Raw genomic sequence first — 22,987 nt, 5'->3', positions numbered from 1 at the left:
CGCCGGTCGCCGGGGCTCCGTGCCGACGTCCGTACGGCACGGAGCCCCGGCGCTTCCGGCGTACCGCCCGGCCCCATGTGCCGCACGGGAGGTCGGCGATGGAGCTCGCCAAGGTCACCGCCCTGATGAAGGCCACCACCCTTGAGGTCGCGATCCTCACCGGCCGCATCGTCCTCTATCCGTCGGGTCTCTACCCCTCGGGTCTCTACCCGTCGGGCCTCTACCGGTCGGGGCTCTACCGGTCGGTCCTCGGCTCCGAGCGCGGCGACCCGGAGACGCGGGCCGACGCGTCCGAGGACCCGCCCGCGACCCTCCCGGACGGGGGCGGCGGACGTCCGGTCGTGCTGCTGCACGGCTTCGTCGACAACCGCTCCGTCTTCCTGCTGCTGCGCCGGGCGCTGGCCCGGCACGGCCGCGCCCGCGTCGAGTCCTTCGACTACTCACCGTTCACCTGTGACCTGCGGACCGCGGCCGAGGCCCTGGGACGGCGGATCGACGCGGTCCGGGAGCGCACCGGCCGGGCCGAGGTGGACCTGGTCGGCCACAGTCTGGGCGGGCTGATCGCCCGCTACTACGTACAGCGGCTGGGCGGTGACACGCGGGTGCCGACCCTGGTCATGCTCGGTACCCCGCACGAGGGCACCACGGTCGCGCGGCTCGCCGACGCGCACCCGCTGGTGCGGCAGATGCGGCCGGGATCGGAGGTGCTGCGGGAGCTGGCCGCCCCGGCGCCGGGCTGCCGGACCCGGTTCGTGAGCTTCTGGAGCGACCTGGACCAGATCATGGTGCCGGTCGAGACGGCCCGTCTCGCCCACCCCGACCTCCTCGTGCACAACGTGCGGGTGAGCGGGATCGGCCACCTCGCGCTGCCGGTCCACCCGACGGTGGCGACCGGAATCCTGGAGGCCCTCGACGCGGGCGAGGCCGGGGCGGGCGAGGGCCCCGCCGGCGAGGGAACGGCCTCCGTGGCCTGAACCCGCCCTCGGCCACCTCACCGTCACCACCGCCGCCTCACCGTCGTGACCGTCGACGTCGCCGCCTCACCGTCGCCTCACGTGGCCCGGCAGTCACCCTGGGTCACCCCGCCCGACGGCGCCCCGGCGACACCCCCGACACCGTTCTTCGAACGTCCATCGAACACAAGGCCAAAGCTCTGTGCATGAGCTGGCGAAACACGGCCGATTGCCCGTTTCCTGCGTCCGTCGGCGCTTCCGAAGATTGTCGGTGCCGCATACCGCCGGGTACAGTCGCGCCACTGCTTCCCCCCGGGACACCCCCTGTCGGGCCCGCCCCGGACTGGTTCTGCTGCCGAGGCGAGAGAGACGTTGGTGAACGACCAGCACCCCCACGCCGGGTACGCCGGAGACGGCGCCCACACCACCGGCAGTTTCGCGGCCGACCCGCTCTTCGGGTCCTGGTCCGACACCGGACAGGCCGGCCACAGCGGCCAGTGGGACCTCGGTCAGTACGCCGCCACCGGTACGTACGACACGACCGGCGCGTACGAGACGGGCGCTTGGAGCACCACCACGGCGAGCCACGACACGACGGGCCAGTGGGACACCACCGGCCAGTGGGACGCCACCGCCTGGACCGGGACCCAGCACACCGACGGGTACCAGCAGTACGACACGACCGGCCAGTGGGACGCCTCCGCCTGGACCGAGGCCCAGCACACCGGCCAGTACGAGACCCTCCACTCCGGCGCCTACGCGGCGCAGGGCGCGTACGGCCACGAGTCCTACGACGCGACCGGTCAGTGGGGCGCCCCCGCCTTCGCGACCGACACCGGCGCCTACGACGCCACCGCCTGGAACCACGCGTCCGGCCCCGCCGAGCCGACCGTGCCGCAGCAGTACACCCCCGAGGCCGAACGGATCGACCGGACCGCCGAGTTCGCGTTCTCCTACGAGCCTGAGGCACACGAGCCCGCGCGGCACGAGCCCACGGCTCACCACCCGGAGACGCACCAGCCGGAGACGTACCACCCGGAGACGTACGGGTCCCGGCCCTACGAGACCGAGTCGTTCACCCACGAGACCGCCGAGACCGGCCTCGACTACGACCTCGGCCTCGACCTCGACCTCACCCCCGCCGCCCACCCCGATCCCGAACTCCCCACCGAGCTCGGGCCCGACGAGGCCGACGGCTCCGCGCCCGCCACCGAGGTCCGTACCGACGCCGTCGCGGCCCGGCCCGTGCGCCGCTCCTCCGGCGGCAGCCGCGCCCGGCGCCGTACGCCCGCCAAGCGCTCCGCCCTCCTGACCGTCGCCGTCCCCTCCGCCTGCGTCATGGGCGTCGCCGGCATCGCGGCCGCCTCCGTCAGCGGACTCACCGGCGGCGACACCGAGGCTCCGCAGCAGAAGAACACCGCGCTCGCCGCCGCCGACCCGGCCGCCGTGAAGCAGGTCCCGGCCAACACCGCCCTGGACACCCAGCTCAGCGCCCTCGACGCCGACGTCCGCGACTTCGGCGACCGGGCCAGCCGCACCCAGGAGCGCATCGACCTCAAGGCCCGCCAGGCCGCCGAGAAGAAGAAGCGCGAGGAGGAGGCGGCCCGCAAGGAGGCCATGCGCCCCAAGTACATGCTTCCGGTGAAGCTGCACCAGCTCAGCGCCCGCTTCGGCCAGTCCGGCGTCAACTGGATGTCCGTGCACACCGGCATCGACTTCCCCGTGCAGTACGGCACCCCCGTGATGGCCGCGACCGACGGCACCGTCCGCACCCAGTGGAACCCCGCCTACGGCAACATGGCGATCGTGACCGCCGCCAACGGCACCGAGACCTGGTACTGCCACCTCAGCAGCACCAAGATCCGCTGGGGCCAGGTCAAGGCCGGCGACGTCATCGCCTACTCCGGCAACTCCGGCAACTCCACCGGCCCGCACCTCCACTTCGAGGTCCGGCCCGGCGGCGGCTCCGCGATCGACCCGGTGGCCTGGTTCCTCAACAAGGGCCTCGACCCGACGGGCTGACACCCCGTACGCGAACGGGCCCGGTCCGACGGGCCGACACCCCCGTACGCAAGAGAGCCCGGTCCGACGGGCCGACACCCCCGTACGCGAGAGGGCCCGGTCCGACGGACCGGGCCCTCCGCGCGTCCCGCGCGCCTACAGCTTCTCGACCGGCGCGTACCGCAGCAGCAGCCGCTTCGGCTTCTCGTCGCCGAAGTCGATCGTCGCCTGGGCGTCCGAGCCGCCGCCCGTCACCGCGAGGACCGTACCCAGACCGAACTGGTCGTGGGTGACCCGGTCGCCGATCGCCAGCGAGACCACCGGCTTCTCCGCCCCGCCCGCGCGGCGCGTCGCGAAGCCCGACGGACCGGAGCGGGCGCGCGAGGAGGAGAGCGAGGACGTCAGCGAGGAGGTGATCCCCGAGGTCGGACCGGCCGGCTTCGCCACCGGCCCCGTCCGCTTCCACTCCAGGTACGCGGCCGGGATCTCCTCCAGGAAGCGGGAGGCCGGGTTGTACGAGGGCTGGCCCCAGGCGCTGCGCATCGACGAGCGCGTGAGGTACAGCCGCTCGCGCGCGCGGGTGATGCCCACGTACGCCAGGCGCCGCTCCTCCTCCAGCTCCTTCGTCTGACCGAGGGCCCTCATGTGCGGGAAGACGCCGTCCTCCATGCCGGTGAGGAAGACCACCGGGAACTCCAGGCCCTTCGCGGTGTGCAGGGTCATCAGCGTGATGACGCCGGAACCCTCCTCGTCCTCGTCCGGGATCTGGTCGGAGTCGGCGACGAGCGCGACCTTCTCCAGGAACTCGGCGAGCGTCCCCGCCCCCTCCTCCTCACCGCGCTCCTGCTCGAACTCCAGGGCCACGGCGGCGAGTTCCTGGAGGTTCTCGATCCGGGTCTCGTCCTGAGGGTCGGTGGACGCCTGGAGCTCGGCGAGGTAGCCGGTGCGCTCCAGGACGGCCTCCAGGACGACGGCGGGGCCCGCGCCGGACTCGGCGATGGTGCGCAGCTCGTCCATGAGGGTGTTGAACCGCTTCACCGCGTTGGCCGAGCGGGCGGCCATGCCGTACGCCTCGTCGACCCGCTTGAGGGCCTGCGGGAAGGTGATCTTCTCGCGCAGCGAGAGGGCGTCGATCATCGCCTCGGCGCGCTCGCCGATGCCCCGCTTGGGCACGTTGAGGATGCGGCGCAGCGGCACGTTGTCCTCGGGGTTGGCGAGGACGCGCAGGTAGGCGAGGACGTCCCGGACCTCCTTGCGCTCGTAGAAGCGCACGCCGCCGACGACCTTGTAGGGCAGGCCGACGCGGATGAAGATCTCCTCGAAGACGCGGGACTGGGCGTTGGTCCGGTAGAAGACGGCGACGTCGCCGGCCTTCGCGTCGCCCGCGTCGGTGAGCCGGTCGATCTCGTCGGCGACGAACTGGGCCTCGTCGTGCTCGGTGTCCGCGACGTAGCCGGTGATCTGCGCTCCCGCGCCCGCGTTGGTCCACAGGTTCTTGGGGCGGCGGGACTCGTTGCGCTCGATGACCGCGTTGGCCGCGGAGAGGATCGTCTGGGTGGAGCGGTAGTTCTGCTCCAGGAGGATCGTCGTGGCGTCCGGGTAGTCCTCCTCGAACTGGAGGATGTTGCGGATGGTCGCGCCGCGGAAGGCGTAGATCGACTGGTCGGCGTCGCCGACGACGCACAGCTCGGCCGGGCCGAGGTCCTCGTAGCCGGTGCCGACCAGCTCACGGACCAGGGTGTACTGGGCGTGGTTGGTGTCCTGGTACTCGTCGACGAGGACGTGGCGGAAGCGGCGGCGGTAGTGCTCGGCGACGTCCGGGAACGCCTGGAGCAGGTGGACCGTCGTCATGATGATGTCGTCGAAGTCCAGCGCGTTCGCCTCGCGCAGGCGCGCCTGGTACATCCGGTACGCCTCGGCGAGCGTCTTCTCGAAGCCGTCGGCCGCCTGGTCGGCGAAGGACTCCTCGTCGATCAGCTCGTTCTTGAGGTTGGAGATCTTGGCGCTGAAGGACTTCGGCGGGAACTTCTTCGGGTCGAGGTCCAGGTCGCGGCAGACCAGCGCCATCAGGCGCTTGGAGTCGGCGGCGTCGTAGATCGAGAAGGAGGACGTGAAGCCCAGCCTCTTGCTCTCGCGGCGCAGGATGCGGACGCAGGCGCTGTGGAAGGTCATCACCCACATCGCGTTCGCCCGCGGGCCGACCAGCTGCTCGACGCGCTCCTTCATCTCGCCGGCGGCCTTGTTGGTGAAGGTGATCGCCAGTATCTGGCCCGGGTGCACGTGCCGGGTGCCCAGGAGGTGGGCGATGCGGTGGGTGAGGACCCTGGTCTTGCCGGAGCCGGCGCCGGCCACGATGAGCAGCGGGGTGTCGGTGTGGACGACGGCGGCGCGCTGCTGTTCGTTCAGCCCGTCCAGGAGGGCGGCCGGGTCCACGGCGGGGCGGTGGGCGCCGTCGCGGTAGTACGGGTCACGGGGCGGGGGCGCGTCGAAGTGCTCCCCGAACAGGTCGTGCGGGACCTCCTCCGCGGCCGGGACACCGTGCTCGTGGTCCTCGGGCGGGGGCGGGGCGTCCTCCGGGGAGTGGGACTGGAGGCCGGCCAGGAAGCTGTCGTCAAAGAGGCTGCTCATCGCCTCACGAGTCTAGGACGCCGCGCCGACAACCGGGCCCGCCTTCGGCGTGCTCCCGGTGTGAGCACGCACACCGGGAGGTCCGGGGACAGGGCCCCGAGGGATCCAGGGGCCGGGCCCCGAGGGGCTGGGGCCAGGTCTCGAAGGGTCCGGGGCCGGGTCTCGAAGGGTCCTGGGCCGGGCTCGGGAACGCTCCGGGGTTCAGACCCAGAGGGTGGCGATGAAGATGTTCGCCATGGTCAGGCCGCCGACGGCGCCGAAGAGGGCCTTGTCCGCGGTCTCGTCGTCGCGCTTCACGTAGACGATCCCGAGGATCACCACGAGGATCGCCAGCTTGATGCCGATCTTGAGGTTGTTGACCGTCTGGTCGTCGGCCTGGTTGAGGCCGACGAGCGCGACGCCGGTGACCAGCATGGTCAGCGCGCCGTGCAGCATCGCCGGATTGAAGCGGGCCGTGCCGGCCCCTATCGCCTTCATCTGGGTGAGGAATCCGCCCAGGAGGGAGGCGATGCCGATGATGTGGAGCGCAACGAAGACATTGATGAGGACGTCCATGGGCCGGAGCCTAACCGGGCCCCTAGCACCGCTCCCCGGCCGGGTCCACCCGCTCCCCCGCTTCGGTCGCGCGCCCCACGGAAACCGTCGCCGACCGCCGTCGCGGACGACACCGAACGGTCCCGGAGGGTCATCCCGCGCCAATAGCGGTCAACCCGCCGCCGGGGCGTGACCCCCGGGTCTAGCGTCCTGCCCCAGGTGGCCGGCTCCCCACCCCGCCGGTCACCCGGCGGTGCCGGCCATCCCCGCCGGAAAACCCCGGCGGCGGCCCGTCTCCCCTGTGCGGTCCGCCGCCGGCTCCGGCCGGCACCGTCCCCCACAGGGAGAGGATGTGACCCGCCCTCGTGGCAGCTCACCGAAAACCCCGGCCGTCCTCGCTCGGCCGCCCCGCGGCCCGCACGGCCGCCACGCTCGCCCTGGCCTCGGCCGCCACCGCCACCCTCTTCGAGGGCTCCGGACACGCCGACCCGGCCCGCCCCGACCGCACCCCCGCGCAGGTCAGGGCCGAGATCGACCGGCTCTACCAGCAGGCGGAGGCCGCCACCGAGCGGTACAACGGCGCGAAGGAACGGGCCACCGCCGCCCGCGCCTCCTTCGACGAACTCCGCGACGAGGCCGCCCGCCGCACCGAGCGGCTCAACACCGCCCGCCGGAGCCTCGGGGCCGTCGCCACCGCGCAGTACCGCTCCGGCGGCCTCGACCCGGCCGTCCAGCTCGCCCTCACCTCGGACCCCGACCAGTACCTCCGGCGGGCCGCCCTCGCCGAGAAGGCCGGCGACCGGCAGGCCGCCACCGTCACCGCGGTACGCCGGGAACTCGCCGCCCTCGCCCAGCTGCGCGCCGAGTCCGCGGGCCGCCTCGACGCGCTGCGCGGCCACGAGTCCGAGCTCCGCCGCCAGAAGGCCACCGTCCTCGGCAAGCTCGCCGCCGCCCGGGAACTCCTCGCCCGGCTCACCGCCGAGGAGCGAGCCCGGTACGAGGCGGCCCTCGCCACCCGCACCGCGGGTCCCGCGAGCGCGGCGACGAACCGCTCCGACGCCACCTCCACAGCCACCTCCGCAGCCGCCCCAGCGGGAGCCGCCACGGCCCGCGCCGACCGCTCCTCCGGCAACCGGGCCTCCGGCAACCGGGCCTCCGGCGACCAGGCCCCGGTGACGCCCGCCACCGGGCGCGCCTCGGCCGCCCTCTCCTTCGCCCGCGCACAGCTCGGCAAGCCGTACGTCTGGGGCGCCACCGGCCCCTCCGGATACGACTGCTCCGGGCTCACCCAGGCCGCCTGGCGCGCCGCCGGCGTCTCCCTGCCGCGCACCACGTACACCCAGATCAACGCCGGGCGCCGGGTCTCCCGCTCCGAACTCGCCCCCGGCGACCTGGTCTTCTTCTACTCCGGGATCAGCCACGTGGGCCTCTACATCGGCGGCGGCCAGATGATCCACGCACCCCGGCCGGGCACCCCGATCCGGATCGCGCCGATCGACGAGATGCCCTTCGCGGGCGCCACCCGCGTCGCCTGAGCCCCGGTACGGGCTCCGGACGCCGTGCGGGCTCCGGACGCCGTGCGGGCGCCAGACGCGGGGCCCGGGACTCGGGGCTCGGGGCTCCGGGCTCGCGGCTCGGGGCTCGGGGGGCTCCGGCTCGCCCGCGGCGGCTCAGACCAGGCGGCGAGCGGTGGCCCAGCGGGTCAGCTCGTGCCGGTTGGAGAGCTGGAGCTTGCGGAGCACCGCGGAGACGTGCGACTCGACGGTCTTCACCGAGATGTAGAGCTGCTTGGCGACCTCCTTGTACGCGTACCCGCGGGCGATCAGCCGGAGCACCTCGCGCTCCCGCTGGGTCAGCCGGTCCAGGTCCTCGTCCACCGGAGGCGCGTCGGTGGAGGCGAAGGCGTCCAGGACGAAGCCGGCCAGGCGGGGCGAGAAGACGGCGTCGCCCTCCTGGACCCGGAAGATCGAGTCCACCAGGTCGTCACCGGTGATCGTCTTGGTGACGTAGCCGCGGGCACCGCCCCGGATCACCCCGATCACGTCCTCCGCCGCGTCGGAGACGGAGAGCGCGAGGAAGCGGACCGGGTCCTCGGGCGCGGCCATCAGGCCGGCGCAGCGGCGCAGCACCTCGACCCCGCCGCCGCCCGGCAGGTGGACGTCGAGGAGCACGACCTCCGGCCGGGTCGCGGTGATCACCGTGACGGCCTGCTCGACGTCGGCGGCCTCGCCGACGACCTCGACCCCGGTGATCTCGGTCCGGCCGATCTCGGCCTGCACGCCCGTGCGGAACATGCGGTGATCGTCGACGAGGACCACCCTCACCCGGCGCCCCGGCCCGCCCGCCGTGCCGCCCGTGCCCGGCTCCGCCGCCCCTTCGGACCCGGTCGTCGCCCCGGTCGTCGCCCCGGTCTCGTCGCTCATCCGTCCGCCCTCTCCATCTCCAGCTCGACTTCGGTGCCCCCGCCCGGCACGGCCCGGAGGCGGGCCGTGCCGCCGTTGCGCTGCATCCGGCCGATGATCGATTCTCGTACGCCCATTCTGTCCTCGGGGACCTCGTCCAGGTCGAATCCGGGGCCGCGGTCGCGCACCGAGACGAACACCGTGCGCCCCTCCACCTCGGCGTACACCTGCACCGCCCCGCCCTCGCCACCGTACTTCGCGGCGTTGACCATCGCCTCGCGCGCGGCCTGCATCTGCGCGGTCAGCTTCTCGTCGAGCGGGCAGTCTCCGACGACGACGACCTCCAGCGGCACGCCGTGCTTGTCCTCGACCTCGGCCGCGGCCCGCTTCACGGCCTCCGCCAGGGTCTCCGGCTCCTCGTCCTTGCCGGTGCCCTCCGGCTTGTACAGCCAGTTCCGCAGCTCGCGCTCCTGGGCGCGGGCGAGTCTGCGGACCTCGCCGGCGTCGTCGGCGTTGCGCTGGATCAGGGTGAGGGTGTGGAGCACGGAGTCATGGACGTGGGCGGCGACCTCGGCCCGCTCCTGGGCGCGGATGCGCAGGGTCCGCTCCGCGGTGAGGTCCTGCGACATCCGTATCAGCCAGGGGCCGGCGAGCAGCGCTATGCCGGTGAGGACGGCGACGGAGGCGGTCAGCGCGGTGCCGATCTGGGCGACCGAGCCGCGCACGACGACGAAGACGGCGAGGCCGGTGCCGACCAGGGCCACCCCGACGAGCCCCCGCAGCAGGTGGAAGCCGCGCCCGTGCTTGACCGGCCGGCCCTTCCAGGTCTCGGCGCGGGCGTTGTCGGCCTGGCGCCACACCAGGACGACACCGACGCCGATGAGCAGCGTCGGCCACACGTACCGGCCGGTCTCGCCGTCGATCCGCAGGTTCGCGATGAAGATCGCGGCGCCGATCGCGAGGGCGATGAGGGCGAGGATCTGACCGCGGTCGGGCTTGCGGAGCCGGCGTCTGCCGTCCTCCGCGTACTCGAAGACGGAGCGGTGCTCGGCCCGGCCGCCGACGCCGAGCGGGACGACGATCCAGAAGACCGCGTAGAGCAGCAGCCCGAGGCCCTCGGTGAGGACGAGCACCGCGAAGACGGCGCGGACCCAGGCGACGGGCAGGCCCAGGTGTCCGGCGAGACCGCGGGCGACACCGCCGAGCCACCGCCCGTCGGCGCTCCGGTAGAGCCTGCGCACGGGCGGTTCGTCGAGGTCGGTGACGCGAGCGGTTGCGGACATGCACCGATCGTCACACGTCCGGCCCTCGCGGGGCATCAGGGTCCGCCCTGAGTTCGACCCCGGGTTCGCCTCGGGGTCGGCGCGCCACCGAATATCAGGGTCGCGCCAGGGTCGATCCCGGTGCCGTCCGGGGGACACGGACGGTCACCATGGACGCATGACGAGTTCGACGCCTCCGCGGCCCGCGGAGCACGCGACCCCACCGGCGACCGAGGACGCCCCCGCAGCCCACCTGCGCCGCTCACGTACGAGCCGGGTGGTCGGGGGGGTCTGCGGCGGTCTCGGCCGGCACTTCGACATGGATCCGGTGATCTTCCGGATCGTGCTGGCGGTGCTGGCGGTGACCGGCGGCATAGGACTGATCTTCTACGGCTTCGCCTGGCTGCTGATCCCGCTCGCGGGCGAGGAGGAGAGCGAGGCCCGGCGCCTGCTGATCGGACGGGTGTCCGGTGGCGCGCTCGCGGCGATCCTCATGGCGCTGGTGGGCTGCGGGATCTTCCTGTCGATGCTGCGCACGGGCTCGCTGGTGGGCTTCGCGGTGCTGCTGTCGCTGGTGACGGCGGGGGCCGCGTTCTGGTCGCAGCGGCGGCACCTGGCCGAGGGCGAGCCGGAGGGCGATCCCGAGGTGAAGCCGAAGGCGCCGCACGTGCGGGTCCCGGTGCCGCCGGAGGCGAAGGCGCCTCCGCTGACGCCGCTGGAGAGCCAGATGAGTTCGTGGTGGCGCGATCCGATCGTGAAGGACGGTTCGACGGGCAAGGTGGCCTTCGGCTACATGTGGGGGCCGCACGGGATCGTCGACGAGGAGGGCCGGGTCGGCGGCGAGATGCCGAAGCCCGGGAGACGGTGGGGCGCGCCGGCCGATCCGGCCCGTCCGGAGCCGTCGGTGCGGCGCACCCCGTACTCGATCGCCGGTCTCGTCCATCTGCTCGCGCTGGCCGCGGCAGTCACGGGTACGGCCCTGACGTGGGAGTCGCAGCCGCTGGGCACCAGCCTGGCGACGGGTCTGTCGGCCGCGCTGGCCGTGTTCGGTCTGGGTCTTGTCGTCAGCAGTTTCCTGGGCCGCACCGGGTTCGGGACGATCTTCCAGGCGGTCGTGACGGCGGCGCTGCTGGTCGGCGCGGTCGCTCTGCCGGACCGGATCACCACCGACTGGTCGCGCCAGACGTGGACGCCGGCGACGGTGACCGCGGTGCAGCCGCAGTACGACCTGGGCGCGGGGGTCGGGACGCTGGACCTGTCCCGGCTGACGGTGCCCGAGGGGACGACGGTGACGACGGCGGTCGACGTGGGCGCGGGGAAGCTGGAGGTGGTCGTGCCGGAGAACGTGGTGGTGAAGGTGCACGCCCAGGTGGGGCTCGGTGATCTTCAGCTGCCGGGGCAGGCGCCCGACGACATCGACATCGCTCCGGACCGCGACGAGACGCGGACGCTGAACCCGCCCGCCGGCACGGATCCGGCGGGGACGCTGGACCTCTCGCTGGAGGTCGGTCTCGGACAGGTGGAGGTCACCCGTGCTGCTTCATGAGTTCCGTCCGGGCCGGCTGGTCGTCGGCGTGGCCGCGCTGGGTCTGGCCTGCGCCTACGGCGGGGACCTCGCCGGCTGGTGGTCGGTCCCGTGGTGGCTGGCGATCCCGGTGATGTGCGGCGGGCTGGGGGCGGCCGGTCTGCTGACGTGGGTCGCCTACGGCATCCGGCGGCGTTCGGCGAGGAGCCGGTCGGCGGAGAGCACCGGAGCCCCGGCGAGCAGCAGCGGCAGCCAGGCCATGAGATAGGCGAGGTCGTTGCCCAGGTAGTAGGGGCTCACCTGCCAGCTCACGGTGAGCCAGAGGCTCAGTGACAGAAGGGCGCCGCCGAGGGCGGCCACCCGGGCGAAGAGACCGAGGAGGGTGCCGAGGCCGACGGCGAGTTCTCCGAAGGCGATGGCGTAGCCGAAGGCTGTGGGGTTGTTGAGGGCGAGGTCGACGAGCCAGGGCACGGCGGAGGAGTCGCGGACGCCGCGCATGGTCTCGCCGATGGAGCCGGATCCGGTGTCGGCGAGGAAGGCCGGGTCGGTGAGTTTGTCGAGGCCCGCGTAGACGAAGGTGACGCCGAGGAAGATCCGCAGGGGCAGGAGGGCGTAGCGGGTGGCGGTGGCCTTCCACCCGTCCAGGCGGCCCCTCAGGGCGGTCCCGCCGGCGTGGCCCCGGTAGTCGGTCATGATCGCTCACCTCTCCAGACCCCGTACGACTGTTCGCGGACTGATTGTCTCCGCTAGCCCTGTGAACGGACACAGGAAGAGGTGAATCGGGTGCTCAGTCGGCGACGTCGATGGTGACGCGGTTGGTCTCGAAGCCGGCGGCGGTGACGACGGAGACCTCGACCCGGCCGGGCTCGACGTCGGCGGGGAGGGGGACGGTCAGCACGGTGTCGGTGGGGTTGGCGAAGCCGCCGGGGACCGGGACCAGGGGGACGTGGGCGTGGACGGGGCCGATGCGGACCACGAGGCGGGTGAGCGGGTCGGGGGCGGCGGCGCCGGGCGGGACGAAGCCGATGCCGCGGATCTCGATGTCGTCGCCGGTGCGGATGGGGGCGTCGAGGTCGCCTGCCTCGCGGGCGCGGACGACGGCGTGGACGGCCGGCCGGCCGCCCTCGGTGCACTTGGCGGCGAGGTGCCAGACGGCGGAGACGGCGACGAGGAGGGCGAGGGACCAGGGCAGCGCGGGGAGGCGGGCGGGGTCGGTGGCGAGCCGGACGGCGGCGAAGACGAGGACGGCGCCGGAGACGAGGACGTACTGGACGTCGGCGAGGTCGGCACGGCCGTTGTCGTCGCAGAGGAGGTCGGCGGCGCGGGGCCGGTCGGCGCGGACCTTCTGGAGCCGCAGGGCGGCGATCCGGGTGGAGACGACGAGCCGGGCGGTGACGGTGACGGCGGAGACGAGGGCGAGGACGGTGACGAGGCCGGCGGCGCCGGAGAGGCCGAAGGCGGTGGCGGTCAGCGAGCGGAAGGTGAGGAAGAGGAGGGCGTAGCAGAGGAAGACGAGCCAGGCGGCGGCGACGGCGCGGGTGGTGGAGAGCCGGTTGTCCTCGCCGGTGAGGGCGGCGAGGAGGCCGCCGCGGGCGCGGTGGGCGTGGGCGGCGGCGGTGAGCGGGACGGCGAGGAGGAGGGCGGTGCAGAGGCCGGCGGTACGGGCGGCGGTCCAGCCGGTGCCGAGGGCGGTGAGGGCCTGGCCCAGCAGGAGGGCGAGGACGGCGGCCCAGACGGCGGCGAGGCTGCCGGTGCGGACGCGGGCGAGCCAGGCGAGTCCGGCCTCCCGGCCGTGTGCGGTCACCGCCCGGGCGGACTGGGCGAGTTCGTCGGAGACCCACTGGCGGGCGGCGACCGGGGAGTGGGCGACGGCGGCGGGGACGCCGTGGCCGGCGGCGAGTTCCTCGCGGCGGGCGAGGAAGGCGGCGACGGCTCGGCGGTGGCCGGTCTCGCCGCAGTGGGCGCAGCCGGCGCAGGCCGTCGGGTGCTCGCCGGCGCCGTGGCGCCCGCCGTACTGTCTCGCCTCTTGGATCGCCACGGTGCTGTCACTTCCCGAGTCCGAGGTTGGAAGCTCAACCTGCCGCTGATTCCTCGGAATTGTTCCGCACCGAGGGTGCTCGCGAGGGCCGCGTGCGCCCCGCCGGAGAGTGATTGCCGCGCCATCCCATTGACGTACAGAAGGGTGAAGCGATGGTGTTACGACAGGAGTTCGGGTTCCGCTCGGCTGATCCTGCGCCAGAGGGGCTGGTAGTTGATCCAGGCGACGAGGTCGCTGCCGAGCTGTTCGCGGGTGGCGACGGCGTCCTTGTGGTCGATGAGGACGGGTTTGCCCGCGGCGCGGGCGGAGAGCTGGATGCGGGCGCACCGGTCCATGGCGATGAACCACCAGGCGGCCGCGTCGACGGAGGAGCCGACGGTGAGCAGGCCGTGGTTGCGCAGGACGATGCCTTTGAAGGGGCCGAGGGCGACGGCGATGCGGTGGGCTTCCTCGGCGTCGACGGTGACGCCGGTGTAGGCGTCGTAGAGCGCGTGGTCCTGGTAGAAGGCGCATGCCTCCTGGGTGAGCGGATCGAGGAGTTCACCGAGGGCGGCGAGGGCGCGGCCGTGGGTGGAGTGCGTGTGGGCGACGGCGACGGCGTCCGGGCGGGCGCGGTGGACCTGGGCGTGGACGGTGAAGGCGGCCTGGTTGACGTGCTGGCCGCCGAGCAGGACGTGGCCCTCTCCGTCGGCGAGGACGAGGTCGCTCGCGGTGAGGTCGCCGAAGGGGGCGCCGAAGGGGTTGACCCAGTAGCAGTCGTCGTACTCGGGGTCGCGGACGGTGATGTGGCCGGAGACGCCCTCCTCGTAACCGAGCCGTCCGAAGAGCCGGAGCGCGCCGGCGAGCCGCTGCTTGCGGTGGGCGCGTTCCTCCTCGGCCGTCGCGTGGACGGGCGGCATGGCGAAGTGGAGCCGGTCGAGGGGGACGGGGGCCGGTATCTCGGTCATGCGCCGGAAGGTAACGCCCGGCCGGTCAAGTCACCAGAGTCCGGACGGGATCACGCCGAAGCCGCCGTCCTCCGGGCGGGAGGGCGGCGGCTTCGGCGGCGTGCGGGGTCACTCCCGCTTGGGGGGTCACTCCCACTTGGGGGTCACTCCCGCTGGGGGGGGTCACTCCCCGTTGGGGGTCACTCCCCGTTGGGGGTCACTCCCCGTTGGGGGTCACTCCCACTCGATGGTGCCCGGGGGCTTGCTGGTGACGTCGAGGACGACGCGGTTGACGTCGGCGACCTCGTTGGTGATGCGGGTGGAGATCCGGGCGAGGACCTCGTAGGGCAGGCGCGACCAGTCGGCCGTCATGGCGTCCTCGGAGGAGACCGGGCGCAGGACGATCGGGTGGCCGTAGGTGCGGCCGTCGCCCTGGACGCCGACGGAGCGGACGTCGGCGAGGAGCACGACCGGGCACTGCCAGATCTCGCGGTCGAGGCCGGCGGCGGTCAGCTCCTCGCGGGCGATGGCGTCGGCCTCGCGGAGCAGGTCCAGGCGGTCCTTGGTGACCTCGCCGACGATGCGGATGCCCAGGCCGGGGCCGGGGAAGGGCTGGCGCTGGACGATCTCCTCCGGCAGGCCGAGCTCCTGGCCGACCATGCGGACCTCGTCCTTGAAGAGCTGGCGCAGCGGCTCGACGAGCTCGAACTCGATGTCGTCGGGGAGGCCGCCCACGTTGTGGTGGGACTTGATGTTGGCGGTGCCGGTGCCGCCGCCGGACTCCACGATGTCGGGGTACAGGGTGCCCTGCACGAGGAAGGCGACCTCGGGGCCCTCCTCCTGGAGGATCTCCAGCTGCGCCTGCTCGAAGACGCGGATGAACTCACGGCCGATGATCTTGCGCTTGGTCTCCGGGTCGGAGACGCCGGCGAGGGCGGTGAGGAAGCGCTCCTGCGCGTCCACGACGACCAGGCGGGCGCCGGTCGCGGCGACGAAGTCCTTCTCGACCTGCTCGGTCTCGCCCTTGCGCATCAGGCCGTGGTCGACGTAGACGCAGGTGAGCTGGTTGCCGATGGCCTTCTGGACGAGGGCGGCGGCCACGGCGGAGTCGACGCCGCCGGAGAGGCCGCAGATGGCGCGCTTGTCGCCGACCTGGGCGCGGATGGCCGCGACCTGCTCCTCGATCACGTTGCCGGTGGTCCAGGTGGGCTCGATGCCGGCGCCGCGGTAGAGGAAGTGCTCCAGGATCTGCTGGCCGTGCGTGGAGTGCAGCACCTCGGGGTGGTACTGGACGCCGTAGAGCTTCTTCTCGTCGTTCTCGAAGGCGGCGACCGGGACCACGTCGGTGGAGGCGGTGACGGTGAAGCCCTCGGGGGCGGCGGAGCAGGCGTCGCCGTGCGACATCCACACGGACTGCTCGGCCGGGGTGCCCTCGAAGAGGGTGGAGCCCGCCCGGGAGACGTGCAGCGGGGTCCGGCCGTACTCACGGGCGCCGGTGTTGTCGACGGTGCCGCCCAGGGTCGTCGCCATCAGCTGGAAGCCGTAGCACATGCCGAAGACGGGGACGCCGGCCTCGAAGAGGGCGCGGTCGAGGCGCGGGGCGCCTTCCGCGTACACGGAGGACGGGCCGCCGGAGAGGATGATCGCCTTCGGGTTCTTGGCCAGCATCTCGGCCACCGGCATGGTGGACGGGACGATCTCGCTGTAGACCCGCGCCTCACGGACGCGACGGGCGATGAGCTGGGCGTACTGGGCGCCGAAGTCGACAACGAGGACTACGTCCGGGTTGGTGACGTCGGGCGCGGCAGCGGGGGACGCTGATGACACTACGGCGGCCTTCCGGCGGTAGGAGGTTCCCGAAGGAGGGGGGCTATTTGTCGATTCTACCGGCGCGCGCGTGACGCTTTTCGTCTCACCATCCGAACCCGGGTGGTCTTCGTCTCACCATCCGGGCCCGGTTTGCCCCGGGGTGGAGCGCAGGGTCCATACTGGGCGCCATGCGCGAGCACTCGACCTTCCTCTTTACCTATGGCAACCGGCCCACCGGCTGCCATGGTCGTGCTGCTTGAGCAACTGACAAGCGACTTCCCAGGCGCCCCGGGCCGACAAGGCCCGGGGCGTCTGGCGTTTCCCGGGCCGTGCCGATCCAGGGCCTCCACACCACACAGGAGCCCCGCGTGACCACGAAGACCCCCACCGAGAAGACCGGCGCCCGCACCGACGAGGCGGCCTCCCTGATCGGCGACGCCCGCGAGCGGATCGACGCGCTGGACGACCGGATCATCGGCCTGATCCAGGAGCGGATGGCGATCTCGGCGGTGATCCAGGAGGCCCGGATCTCCTCCGGCGGCCGACGGGTGAACCTCGCGCGCGAGATGGACGTGCTCGCCCACTACCGGGACGCGCTGGGCAAGCCGGGCACGGCCCTCGCGATGACGATGCTGGAGCTGTGCCGCGGCCGCGTCTGAGACGGACGGGACGCGTCCGAGACGGGCGGGACGCGTCTGAGTGGGTGCCCGCACCCGCGTTCGGTGCCGGTCTCACCCGTACGGCGCGTGACCGGCGCCCGCCGGGCTTCGTTGAGCGGGGTGTCCGTGCCAGCCAGGGGCGGGCCCGTAGAAACCACGCGTGGCTCCGCTGGAGCGTGTGGCGTGCTTCTGGCACGCCGTGGGACCTCGCTCCAGCGCGCGTGACCGGACGGCAGGGGACAGCAGCCCGGTCACCCAGAAAGGGCGGTCGGTCCCGGGGACGCCCGGGATCGACCGCAACCGGCTCACCGGTCGCGGTTCCCGCGACCCGCATCCCTCACCCCCGTACCCGTCCCCTCCCGCGTCCCCCCAGACTTCCGTCCCCCGTTCGGCACCGCCGCTGCCCTGACACCGGTGCCGGCCCAGGGCCCGTGCCGCGACCGGAATCGCGGCACGGGCCCTCTCCGTGCCCCGTTCCGCGCCCCGCTCCGCACCCCTCCCCCATACCCCTCCGCCGTATGTGACGCGCGTCACACAAAGATCCCGTACAACGCCTACAACCAAAGGCGGGGGCCGGTGGTCATCTATGCAGCAACACCGGAAAGCCGGAAGGGCGCTGCACTCGGAGGGGGGTGCAGCGCCCTTTCCGTGCCCGCCGACAAGCGCCGCCTATGTCCCCCGCCGGTGCCGGCGTGCGGCCGTCAGGGCTTCTTCGGCGGGACGGCCGGGATGCCGAGGAAGGGCAGCCGCAGGGCGCCGAACGCGTCGGCGGGGACCGCCGGGGACTTCGGCTCGACCGCCGCCACGCGCGCGTACGCCTCGCCCTGCCGGGGCCGCGGGTCCTCCTCGCCCTTGTTCGGCCAGAAGGACATGGCCCGCTCCGCCTGGGCGGTGATCGTCAGCGACGGGTTCACACCGAGGTTGGCGGAGACCGCCGCGCCGTCCACGACCGAGATGCCGGGGTGCCCGTAGAGACGGTGGTACGGGTCGATGACGCCGGACTCCGCGTCGGCGCCGATCGGGCAGCCGCCGAGGAAGTGCGCGGTGAGCGGGGTGCCCATCAGCTCGCCGACGTTGGAGCCGGCGAAGCCGTTGATCTCCTCGGCGAGCAGGGAGGCCGCCCGGGTCGCCGCCTCGATCTGGGTCGGGTTCGGCGCCCCGTGCCCCTGCCGGGCGGTGAGCAGGCCCTTTCCGACGCCGGACGGCTTGCGGTAGGTCGTCAGCGAGTTGTCGAGCGACTGCATGACGAGCCCGATGATGGTCTTCTCGGACCAGCGCCGGTTGGAGAGCGAGCGCAGCGCGAGGACGGGGTGGCGGGCGATGTTGAGGGCCCAGGCGCGGACCCGGTGGGCGCCGTAGGGGACCTGGAGGACGGTGAGGCCGCCCATCGAGTTGGAACCCTTGCCGTAGCGGACCGGCTCGATGTGGGTGTTCGCGTCGGGGTGCACGGACGAGGTGATGGCGACGCCGCGGGTGAAGTCGGCCCGCTTCGCGCCGTGCCGGGCGCGGTAGCGGCGGTCGGTGGTCTGGGCGCCGACCAGCCCCTCGGAGTTGGTACGGGTCAGCTCGCCGAGCCGGGAGGAGATCCGGGGCAGCAGCCCGGTGTCCTTCATCCGGTGGAGCAGGGTCTGGGTGCCGTAGGTGCCGGCGGCGATGACCACCCGGCGGGCGGTGAAGGTACGGCCCCGGCCCTTCCTGCGGTTGTCGGTGGGGAGCGTCTTCACGGCGAAACCGCCGCGCGAGTCCTCGGTGACGGCGACGACGGACGTCATCGGGTGGACGACGGCGCCGGCCTTCTCCGCGAGGTAGAGGTAGTTCTCGTTGAGGGTGTTCTTGGCGCCGTGGCGGCAGCCGGTCATGCACTCGCCGCACTCGGTACACGCCTTGCGCGCCGGGCCCACGCCGCCGAAGAACGGGTCCGCGACCTCCCCGCCCGGCTTCGCCCTCGCCGTCCCGTCGGAGTCCCGGCCGTCCCCGAAGAAGACGCCGACCGGCGCCATGTGGAAGGTGTCGCCGATGCCCATGGCCTCGGCGGCGGCCTTCAGGTGCACGTCGGACGGGGTCGTCGTCGGATTCAGCCGGACGCCCAGCATCCGCTTCGCCTGGTCGTAGTACGGGGCGAGCTCGGCCCGCCAGTCGGTGATGTCCTTCCACTGCGGATCCTCGAAGAACGGCGCGAGCGGCTCGTAGAGCGTGTTCGCGTAGTTGAGGGAACCGCCGCCGACGCCCGCGCCCGCCAGCACCATCACGTTGCCGAGCAGATGGATGCGCTGGATGCCGTAGAGGCCGAGGGTGGGGGCCCACAGGAAGTTCTTCAGGTCCCAGGAGTTCTTCGGCAGGGTCTCCCGGGTGAAGCGGCGACCGGCCTCCAGGACGCCGACCCGGTACCCCTTCTCGGTGAGCCGGAGGGCGGTGACCGAACCGCCGAAGCCGGAGCCGACCACGAGGACGTCGTAGTCGTACGAGCCTTCCTCGTCCTGATTTCGGGCAGGGGGTACCGCGGTCATGGCTCTCCTCACGGGACTTCGGAAACGGTGGGAAGCGGGCGGGCCGCGCGTCAGCTCAGGCGCAGGGCCTTCAGGGCCCTCAGGGAGAGGGTCATCACCTTCGCGTAGGTCTCGTCGTCCATCCCGAAGGACGGCGCGAGCGGCATCAGGCGCTGCTGGGCGACGGTCTGGGCCTCGGTGTACTTGAGGATGCCCTCGGAGCCGTGGCGGCGGCCGAGACCCGACTCCTTCATCCCGCCCATGGGCGCGCGGACGCTGCCGTACGCCGGCGAGTACCCCTCGTTGATGTTGACCGTGCCGGTGCGCAGCCGGGCGGCGACGGCGTGGCCGCGGCGGGCGTTCTCGGTCCAGACGGAGGAGTTCAGGCCGTACGGGGTGGCGTTGGCGCGGTCGACGACCTCGTCCTCGTCGGTGAAGCGGTAGATCGAGACGACCGGCCCGAAGGTCTCCTCGGCGCAGACGGACATCGGGGCCTCGACGCCTTCGAGGATGGTCGGCTCGTAGAAGAGCGGGCCGATGTCGGGGCGGGCGACGCCGCCGGCGACGAGCCGGGCGCCCTTGGCGACGGCCTCGTCGACGTGCCGGACGACGGTCTCCAGCTGGCGCTCGCCGACGAGGGAGCCCATGTCGGCGCCGTACGCGAGGGAGTTCCCGAGCCGCATGGCCTTGGTGCGGGCGGCGAAGCGCTCGACGAAGGCGTCGGCGATCGACTCGTGGACGTACAGGCGCTCGATGGAGATGCAGAGCTGGCCCGCGGAGGAGAAGCAGGCGCGGGCGGCGCCGGCGGCGGCCTTCTCGACGTCGGCGTCCTCCAGCACCAGCATGGCGTTCTTGCCGCCGAGTTCGAGGCTGACCCCGACGAGGCGGGCGGCGGCGCCCTGGGCGATCTCGCGCCCGGTGCGGGTGGAGCCGGTGAAGGAGACGTAGTCGGCGTGGCGGACGACCTCGGGGCCGACGACCGGGCCCTCGCCGAGCACGACCTGGAACACCTCGGCGGGCAGACCGGCCTCGATGAGCAGGTCACGGGCCCAGAGCGCGGTGAGCGCGGTCTCGGTGTCGGGCTTCATGACAAGGGCGTTGCCCGCCACGAAGGCCGGCAGGGCGTCGCCCGCGGAGAGTTCGAGCGGGTAGTTCCAGGGGGAGATCTGGCCGACGACCCCGCGCGGCTGGCGCAGCTCGGTGACCTTGGTGAGGGTCGGGACGACGCCGGTGTGACGCTTGGGGCGCAGGTACGAGGACGCCTTGCGGCCGTAGTGGCGGGCGGCGAGCGCGACCGCGAGGACCTCCTCGTGGGCGTGCAGCCGGGCCTTGCCGGTCTCCAGCTGGATGAGGTCGAGGACCTCGGACTGGCGGGCGAGGACGAGGTCGTGGAAGCGGAGCAGGACGGCGGCGCGGGCCCGGACGGGGGTGGCGGCCCAGGCGGCCTGCGCGGCGCGGGCGCGCGCGTACGCCTCGGTGACGTCCTCGGGAGTGGCCTCGGGCAGGTCCGCCAGCTTCAGCCCGGTGAAGGGGGTGTGGTTGGCGGTGCGGCCCGAACCGACGACACCCCGGGTGAGCCGGGCGACCAGCTCGGGCGTCACGACGTCGGCGGCGGTCCGGGCGCCGACCGGCGCGGGCGCGACCGGGTTGGTCGCGCCGGCCGGGGCGGCGGGGCGGGCCGCCTGCGCGGCGTCGGCGGGAACCGTGGGGGCGGTGGTGGCCTGCGAGTCCGTCATGCGCCCGAGCGTAGGCGTCGTTCCGGTCTTTGGGTACCCGTCGGTAACGCGTTTTCACCCCGTGCGCACATCGCGCCAGTGATCACTGGCACATAAGCCCTGATCAGGGGCTTACGGCCGACAGGGGCCGCCGGGAAGATTTTTCCGGCGGCCCGATCGGGGGGTGGATCGGCCACACGACCGGCCGCTCGACCGGCCCACGACCGGCTCCACGACCGGCTCCACGACCGGCCGCTCGACCGGCTCCACGACCGGCCGCTCGACCGGCTTCACGGCCGAGGTCAGGAGGCGGGTGGCCGCCAGTGCTGGAGGACGGTGTCGAACTGCTCCCGGGTCGTGTCCCAGCTCGACTCCGGCGACGCCATGTAGATCGCGTACTCGGTGCCGTTCGCGTCGAAGTACACCTGGTCGATCGCGTGCCGGGGGCCGGGGAAGTTCTGCCGCTCGGTCCAGGTGAACTCCCAGAGCGCGGACTTGACCTGGTCGCGGTAGGTGTTCTGGTTCAGCCACACCCGCCGGTAGTCCATGCGCTTCTGGAGCGTCTTCTCCAGGTCCAGGAGGTGCATGTACGGGTTCTCGAAGTCGGGGCTGCGGTCGATGCTGATCCGCAGGCGGTGGCGGCCGCCGTCGGGGGTGTAGTCGATGTTGGTGTCACCGTCCGTCTGGCGCTTCCAGCCGTCCGGGACGATCAGGCTGAAGCCCGCAGGGTCCTCGACCCGGTGCCAGCCCGCCGGCACACCGCCGGCCGCCACGCCCTTGCCGTCGGGGCCGGCGGTGGCGACGGCGCTGGTCGTCGGAGCGGGTCCGGGCGTGCCGCCCCCGCCACCGCCGCCGTACTGCATCACCGCGAAGACGGCACCGCCCGCAAGCACGGCGGCGAGCAGCGCGGTGAGGACGGCGGACCGCCGCCGCCCCTTCCCCGGGTCCCGGGCGGGCGCGGCGGGCACCACGGAGGGCACCACGGTGGGCACGGACGACGGGCCCGGGGCGGGCGACGGCGTGGTGGCGGAGGGCTGCGCCGGGGTGGGCCACTCGACCGTACGGGGGGCCCGGGACTCCACCGGCGTCGGTACGTCCTCCGGGCCGGCCGCCCCGGAGGTCGTACCGGCCCCCTCCAGGCTCATCCGCTGCGTCGGCACATATGCCTGGGCGGTCTCCGGGCTGCGGCCCTCCATCGCGTCGAGCAGCATCCGCTCGGCCTCGTCCGCGCGCGGCCGCTGGTCCGGGTCCTTGCGGAGCAGGGCGACGATGACGGAGGCGAGCGGTCCCGCGTTCGCCGGGTACGGCGGCTCCTCGCCGACGACGGCCTGCATGGTGCTGATCGGGGAGGTGCGGCGGAACGGGGAGGAGCCCTCGACGGCCGTGTAGAGGGTGGCGCCGAGCGACCAGAGGTCGGAGGCCGGGCCCGGGTCGCCGCCCCGTACCCGCTCGGGCGCCAGATAGTCGATCGAGCCGACGAGTTCGCCGGTCCGGGTGATGGTGGAGTCGCCCTCGATCGCCGCGATGCCGAAGTCGGTGATGAGGACCCGGCCGTCCCGGGCGAGCAGGACGTTGCCGGGCTTCACGTCGCGGTGGAGCACGCCGGCCCCGTGCGCGGCGCGCAGCGCGCCGACGACGTGCAGGCCGACCCGGGCCGCCTCGCGGGGCTCGATCGTCCCGGCCTCCTTGACGGCGTCGGCGAGCGAGGGACCGTCGACGAACTGCATCACGATCCAGGGCCGGTCGTCGTGTTCGAGGACGTCGTGGACGGTCACCACCCCGGGGTGGGAGATCCGGGCGGCGGCCCGCGCCTCCTTCTGGGTGCGGGCGTGCAGCACGAGCCGGTCCGCCTCCGCGACGAAGCGACCCGCCGTCAGCTCCTTCACCGCCACCACGCGGTGCAGCACCTCGTCGTGCGCGCGCCAGACCTTGCCCATGCCGCCGCACCCGATGGACTCGCCGAGCCGGTACCGTCCGGCGAGCAGCAGCCCCGCTCCTGTGCTCTGAGAGTGTTCCACGTGCCCCCGCCCCGTTGCTTCGGATGCCAGG

Annotated in this window: 16 protein-coding genes; 5 read left to right on the top strand and 11 right to left on the bottom strand. The window is 73.1% G+C overall.

Features of this window, described 5'->3' with window-relative positions; translation table 11 throughout:
* Window positions 1-98 precede the first annotated feature (98 nt).
* Together ACIGHB_RS05920 and ACIGHB_RS05915 are read left to right on the top strand one after the other, a co-directional pair.
* Window positions 99-974, top strand: coding sequence for an esterase/lipase family protein (locus ACIGHB_RS05920; RefSeq protein WP_399909814.1), 876 nt, complete (start codon window positions 99-101; stop codon window positions 972-974).
* A 354-nt stretch (window positions 975-1,328) separates the two neighbouring features.
* Window positions 1,329-2,975 (top strand): M23 family metallopeptidase, encoded by a 1,647-nt coding sequence (locus ACIGHB_RS05915; RefSeq protein ID WP_399909811.1) that lies wholly within the window; start codon window positions 1,329-1,331, stop codon window positions 2,973-2,975.
* 135 nt (window positions 2,976-3,110) lie between these two features.
* Here ACIGHB_RS05915 and pcrA read toward each other — a convergent pair whose 3' ends face one another.
* Together pcrA and ACIGHB_RS05905 are read right to left on the bottom strand one after the other, a co-directional pair.
* Window positions 3,111-5,582, bottom strand: coding sequence for a DNA helicase PcrA (gene pcrA, locus ACIGHB_RS05910; protein ID WP_360319840.1), 2,472 nt, complete (start codon window positions 5,580-5,582; stop codon window positions 3,111-3,113).
* A gap of 201 nt (window positions 5,583-5,783) precedes the next feature.
* Complete coding sequence (locus tag ACIGHB_RS05905; protein WP_376600519.1) at window positions 5,784-6,137, bottom strand: hypothetical protein; 354 nt, start codon at window positions 6,135-6,137, stop codon at window positions 5,784-5,786.
* A gap of 344 nt (window positions 6,138-6,481) precedes the next feature.
* Here ACIGHB_RS05905 and ACIGHB_RS05900 point away from each other — a divergent pair, with 344 nt between their 5' ends.
* The gene (locus tag ACIGHB_RS05900; RefSeq protein WP_399909807.1) at window positions 6,482-7,651 is read left to right on the top strand and encodes an NlpC/P60 family protein; all 1,170 of its coding nucleotides are present in this window, start codon (window positions 6,482-6,484) and stop codon (window positions 7,649-7,651) included.
* A 135-nt stretch (window positions 7,652-7,786) separates the two neighbouring features.
* On the opposite strand, the gene ACIGHB_RS05895 is transcribed toward ACIGHB_RS05900, so the two are convergent.
* Window positions 7,787-8,539, bottom strand: coding sequence for a LuxR C-terminal-related transcriptional regulator (locus tag ACIGHB_RS05895; RefSeq protein WP_399909805.1), 753 nt, complete (start codon window positions 8,537-8,539; stop codon window positions 7,787-7,789).
* On the bottom strand, window positions 8,536-9,801 hold the full coding sequence (locus tag ACIGHB_RS05890; RefSeq protein ID WP_399909802.1) for a PspC domain-containing protein: 1,266 nt from the start codon (window positions 9,799-9,801) through the stop codon (window positions 8,536-8,538). The genes ACIGHB_RS05895 and ACIGHB_RS05890 overlap by 4 nt, the downstream gene beginning before the upstream one ends.
* 157 nt (window positions 9,802-9,958) lie before the next feature.
* Between ACIGHB_RS05890 and ACIGHB_RS05885 the strand changes: the two genes are divergently transcribed.
* Entirely contained in the window at window positions 9,959-11,326 is a 1,368-nt protein-coding gene (locus tag ACIGHB_RS05885) for a PspC domain-containing protein (protein WP_399909799.1), read from the top strand.
* Between the two features lie 156 nt (window positions 11,327-11,482).
* On the opposite strand, the gene ACIGHB_RS05880 is transcribed toward ACIGHB_RS05885, so the two are convergent.
* The 4 genes from ACIGHB_RS05880 to guaA all read right to left on the bottom strand — a co-directional run bounded on the left by ACIGHB_RS05880 (window position 11,483) and on the right by guaA (window position 16,096).
* On the bottom strand, window positions 11,483-11,998 hold the full coding sequence (locus ACIGHB_RS05880; RefSeq protein ID WP_360319828.1) for a DoxX family protein: 516 nt from the start codon (window positions 11,996-11,998) through the stop codon (window positions 11,483-11,485).
* Between the two features lie 94 nt (window positions 11,999-12,092).
* Window positions 12,093-13,343: a hypothetical protein gene (locus tag ACIGHB_RS05875; protein WP_399909797.1), complete on the bottom strand. Its 1,251-nt coding sequence runs from the start codon at window positions 13,341-13,343 to the stop codon at window positions 12,093-12,095.
* 158 nt (window positions 13,344-13,501) lie between these two features.
* Window positions 13,502-14,290: a class II aldolase/adducin family protein gene (locus ACIGHB_RS05870; RefSeq protein WP_360319824.1), complete on the bottom strand. Its 789-nt coding sequence runs from the start codon at window positions 14,288-14,290 to the stop codon at window positions 13,502-13,504.
* Between the two features lie 213 nt (window positions 14,291-14,503).
* Window positions 14,504-16,096, bottom strand: coding sequence for a glutamine-hydrolyzing GMP synthase (gene guaA, locus ACIGHB_RS05865; protein ID WP_360319822.1), 1,593 nt, complete (start codon window positions 16,094-16,096; stop codon window positions 14,504-14,506).
* A gap of 350 nt (window positions 16,097-16,446) precedes the next feature.
* Here guaA and ACIGHB_RS05860 point away from each other — a divergent pair, with 350 nt between their 5' ends.
* Window positions 16,447-16,737: a chorismate mutase gene (locus tag ACIGHB_RS05860; RefSeq protein ID WP_360319820.1), complete on the top strand. Its 291-nt coding sequence runs from the start codon at window positions 16,447-16,449 to the stop codon at window positions 16,735-16,737.
* 701 nt (window positions 16,738-17,438) lie between these two features.
* On the opposite strand, the gene ACIGHB_RS05855 is transcribed toward ACIGHB_RS05860, so the two are convergent.
* From ACIGHB_RS05855 to ACIGHB_RS05845, 3 genes are all read right to left on the bottom strand, one after another.
* Window positions 17,439-19,244 carry a GMC oxidoreductase gene (locus ACIGHB_RS05855; RefSeq protein ID WP_399909793.1) on the bottom strand — a complete coding sequence of 602 codons (1,806 nt, stop codon included), beginning with the start codon at window positions 19,242-19,244 and terminating at the stop codon, window positions 17,439-17,441.
* 50 nt (window positions 19,245-19,294) lie between these two features.
* Window positions 19,295-20,959: a succinic semialdehyde dehydrogenase gene (locus ACIGHB_RS05850; RefSeq protein WP_360319816.1), complete on the bottom strand. Its 1,665-nt coding sequence runs from the start codon at window positions 20,957-20,959 to the stop codon at window positions 19,295-19,297.
* A gap of 281 nt (window positions 20,960-21,240) precedes the next feature.
* A complete protein-coding gene (locus ACIGHB_RS05845; protein ID WP_399909792.1) occupies window positions 21,241-22,956 on the bottom strand; it encodes a protein kinase in 1,716 nt (571 codons plus the stop codon).
* Window positions 22,957-22,987: the final 31 nt, after the last annotated feature.

Source organism: Streptomyces sp. NPDC085460, assembly GCF_044541975.1.
Classification (GTDB): domain Bacteria; phylum Actinomycetota; class Actinomycetes; order Streptomycetales; family Streptomycetaceae; genus Streptomyces.
This window is presented reverse-complemented; position numbering and strand designations above follow the sequence as displayed.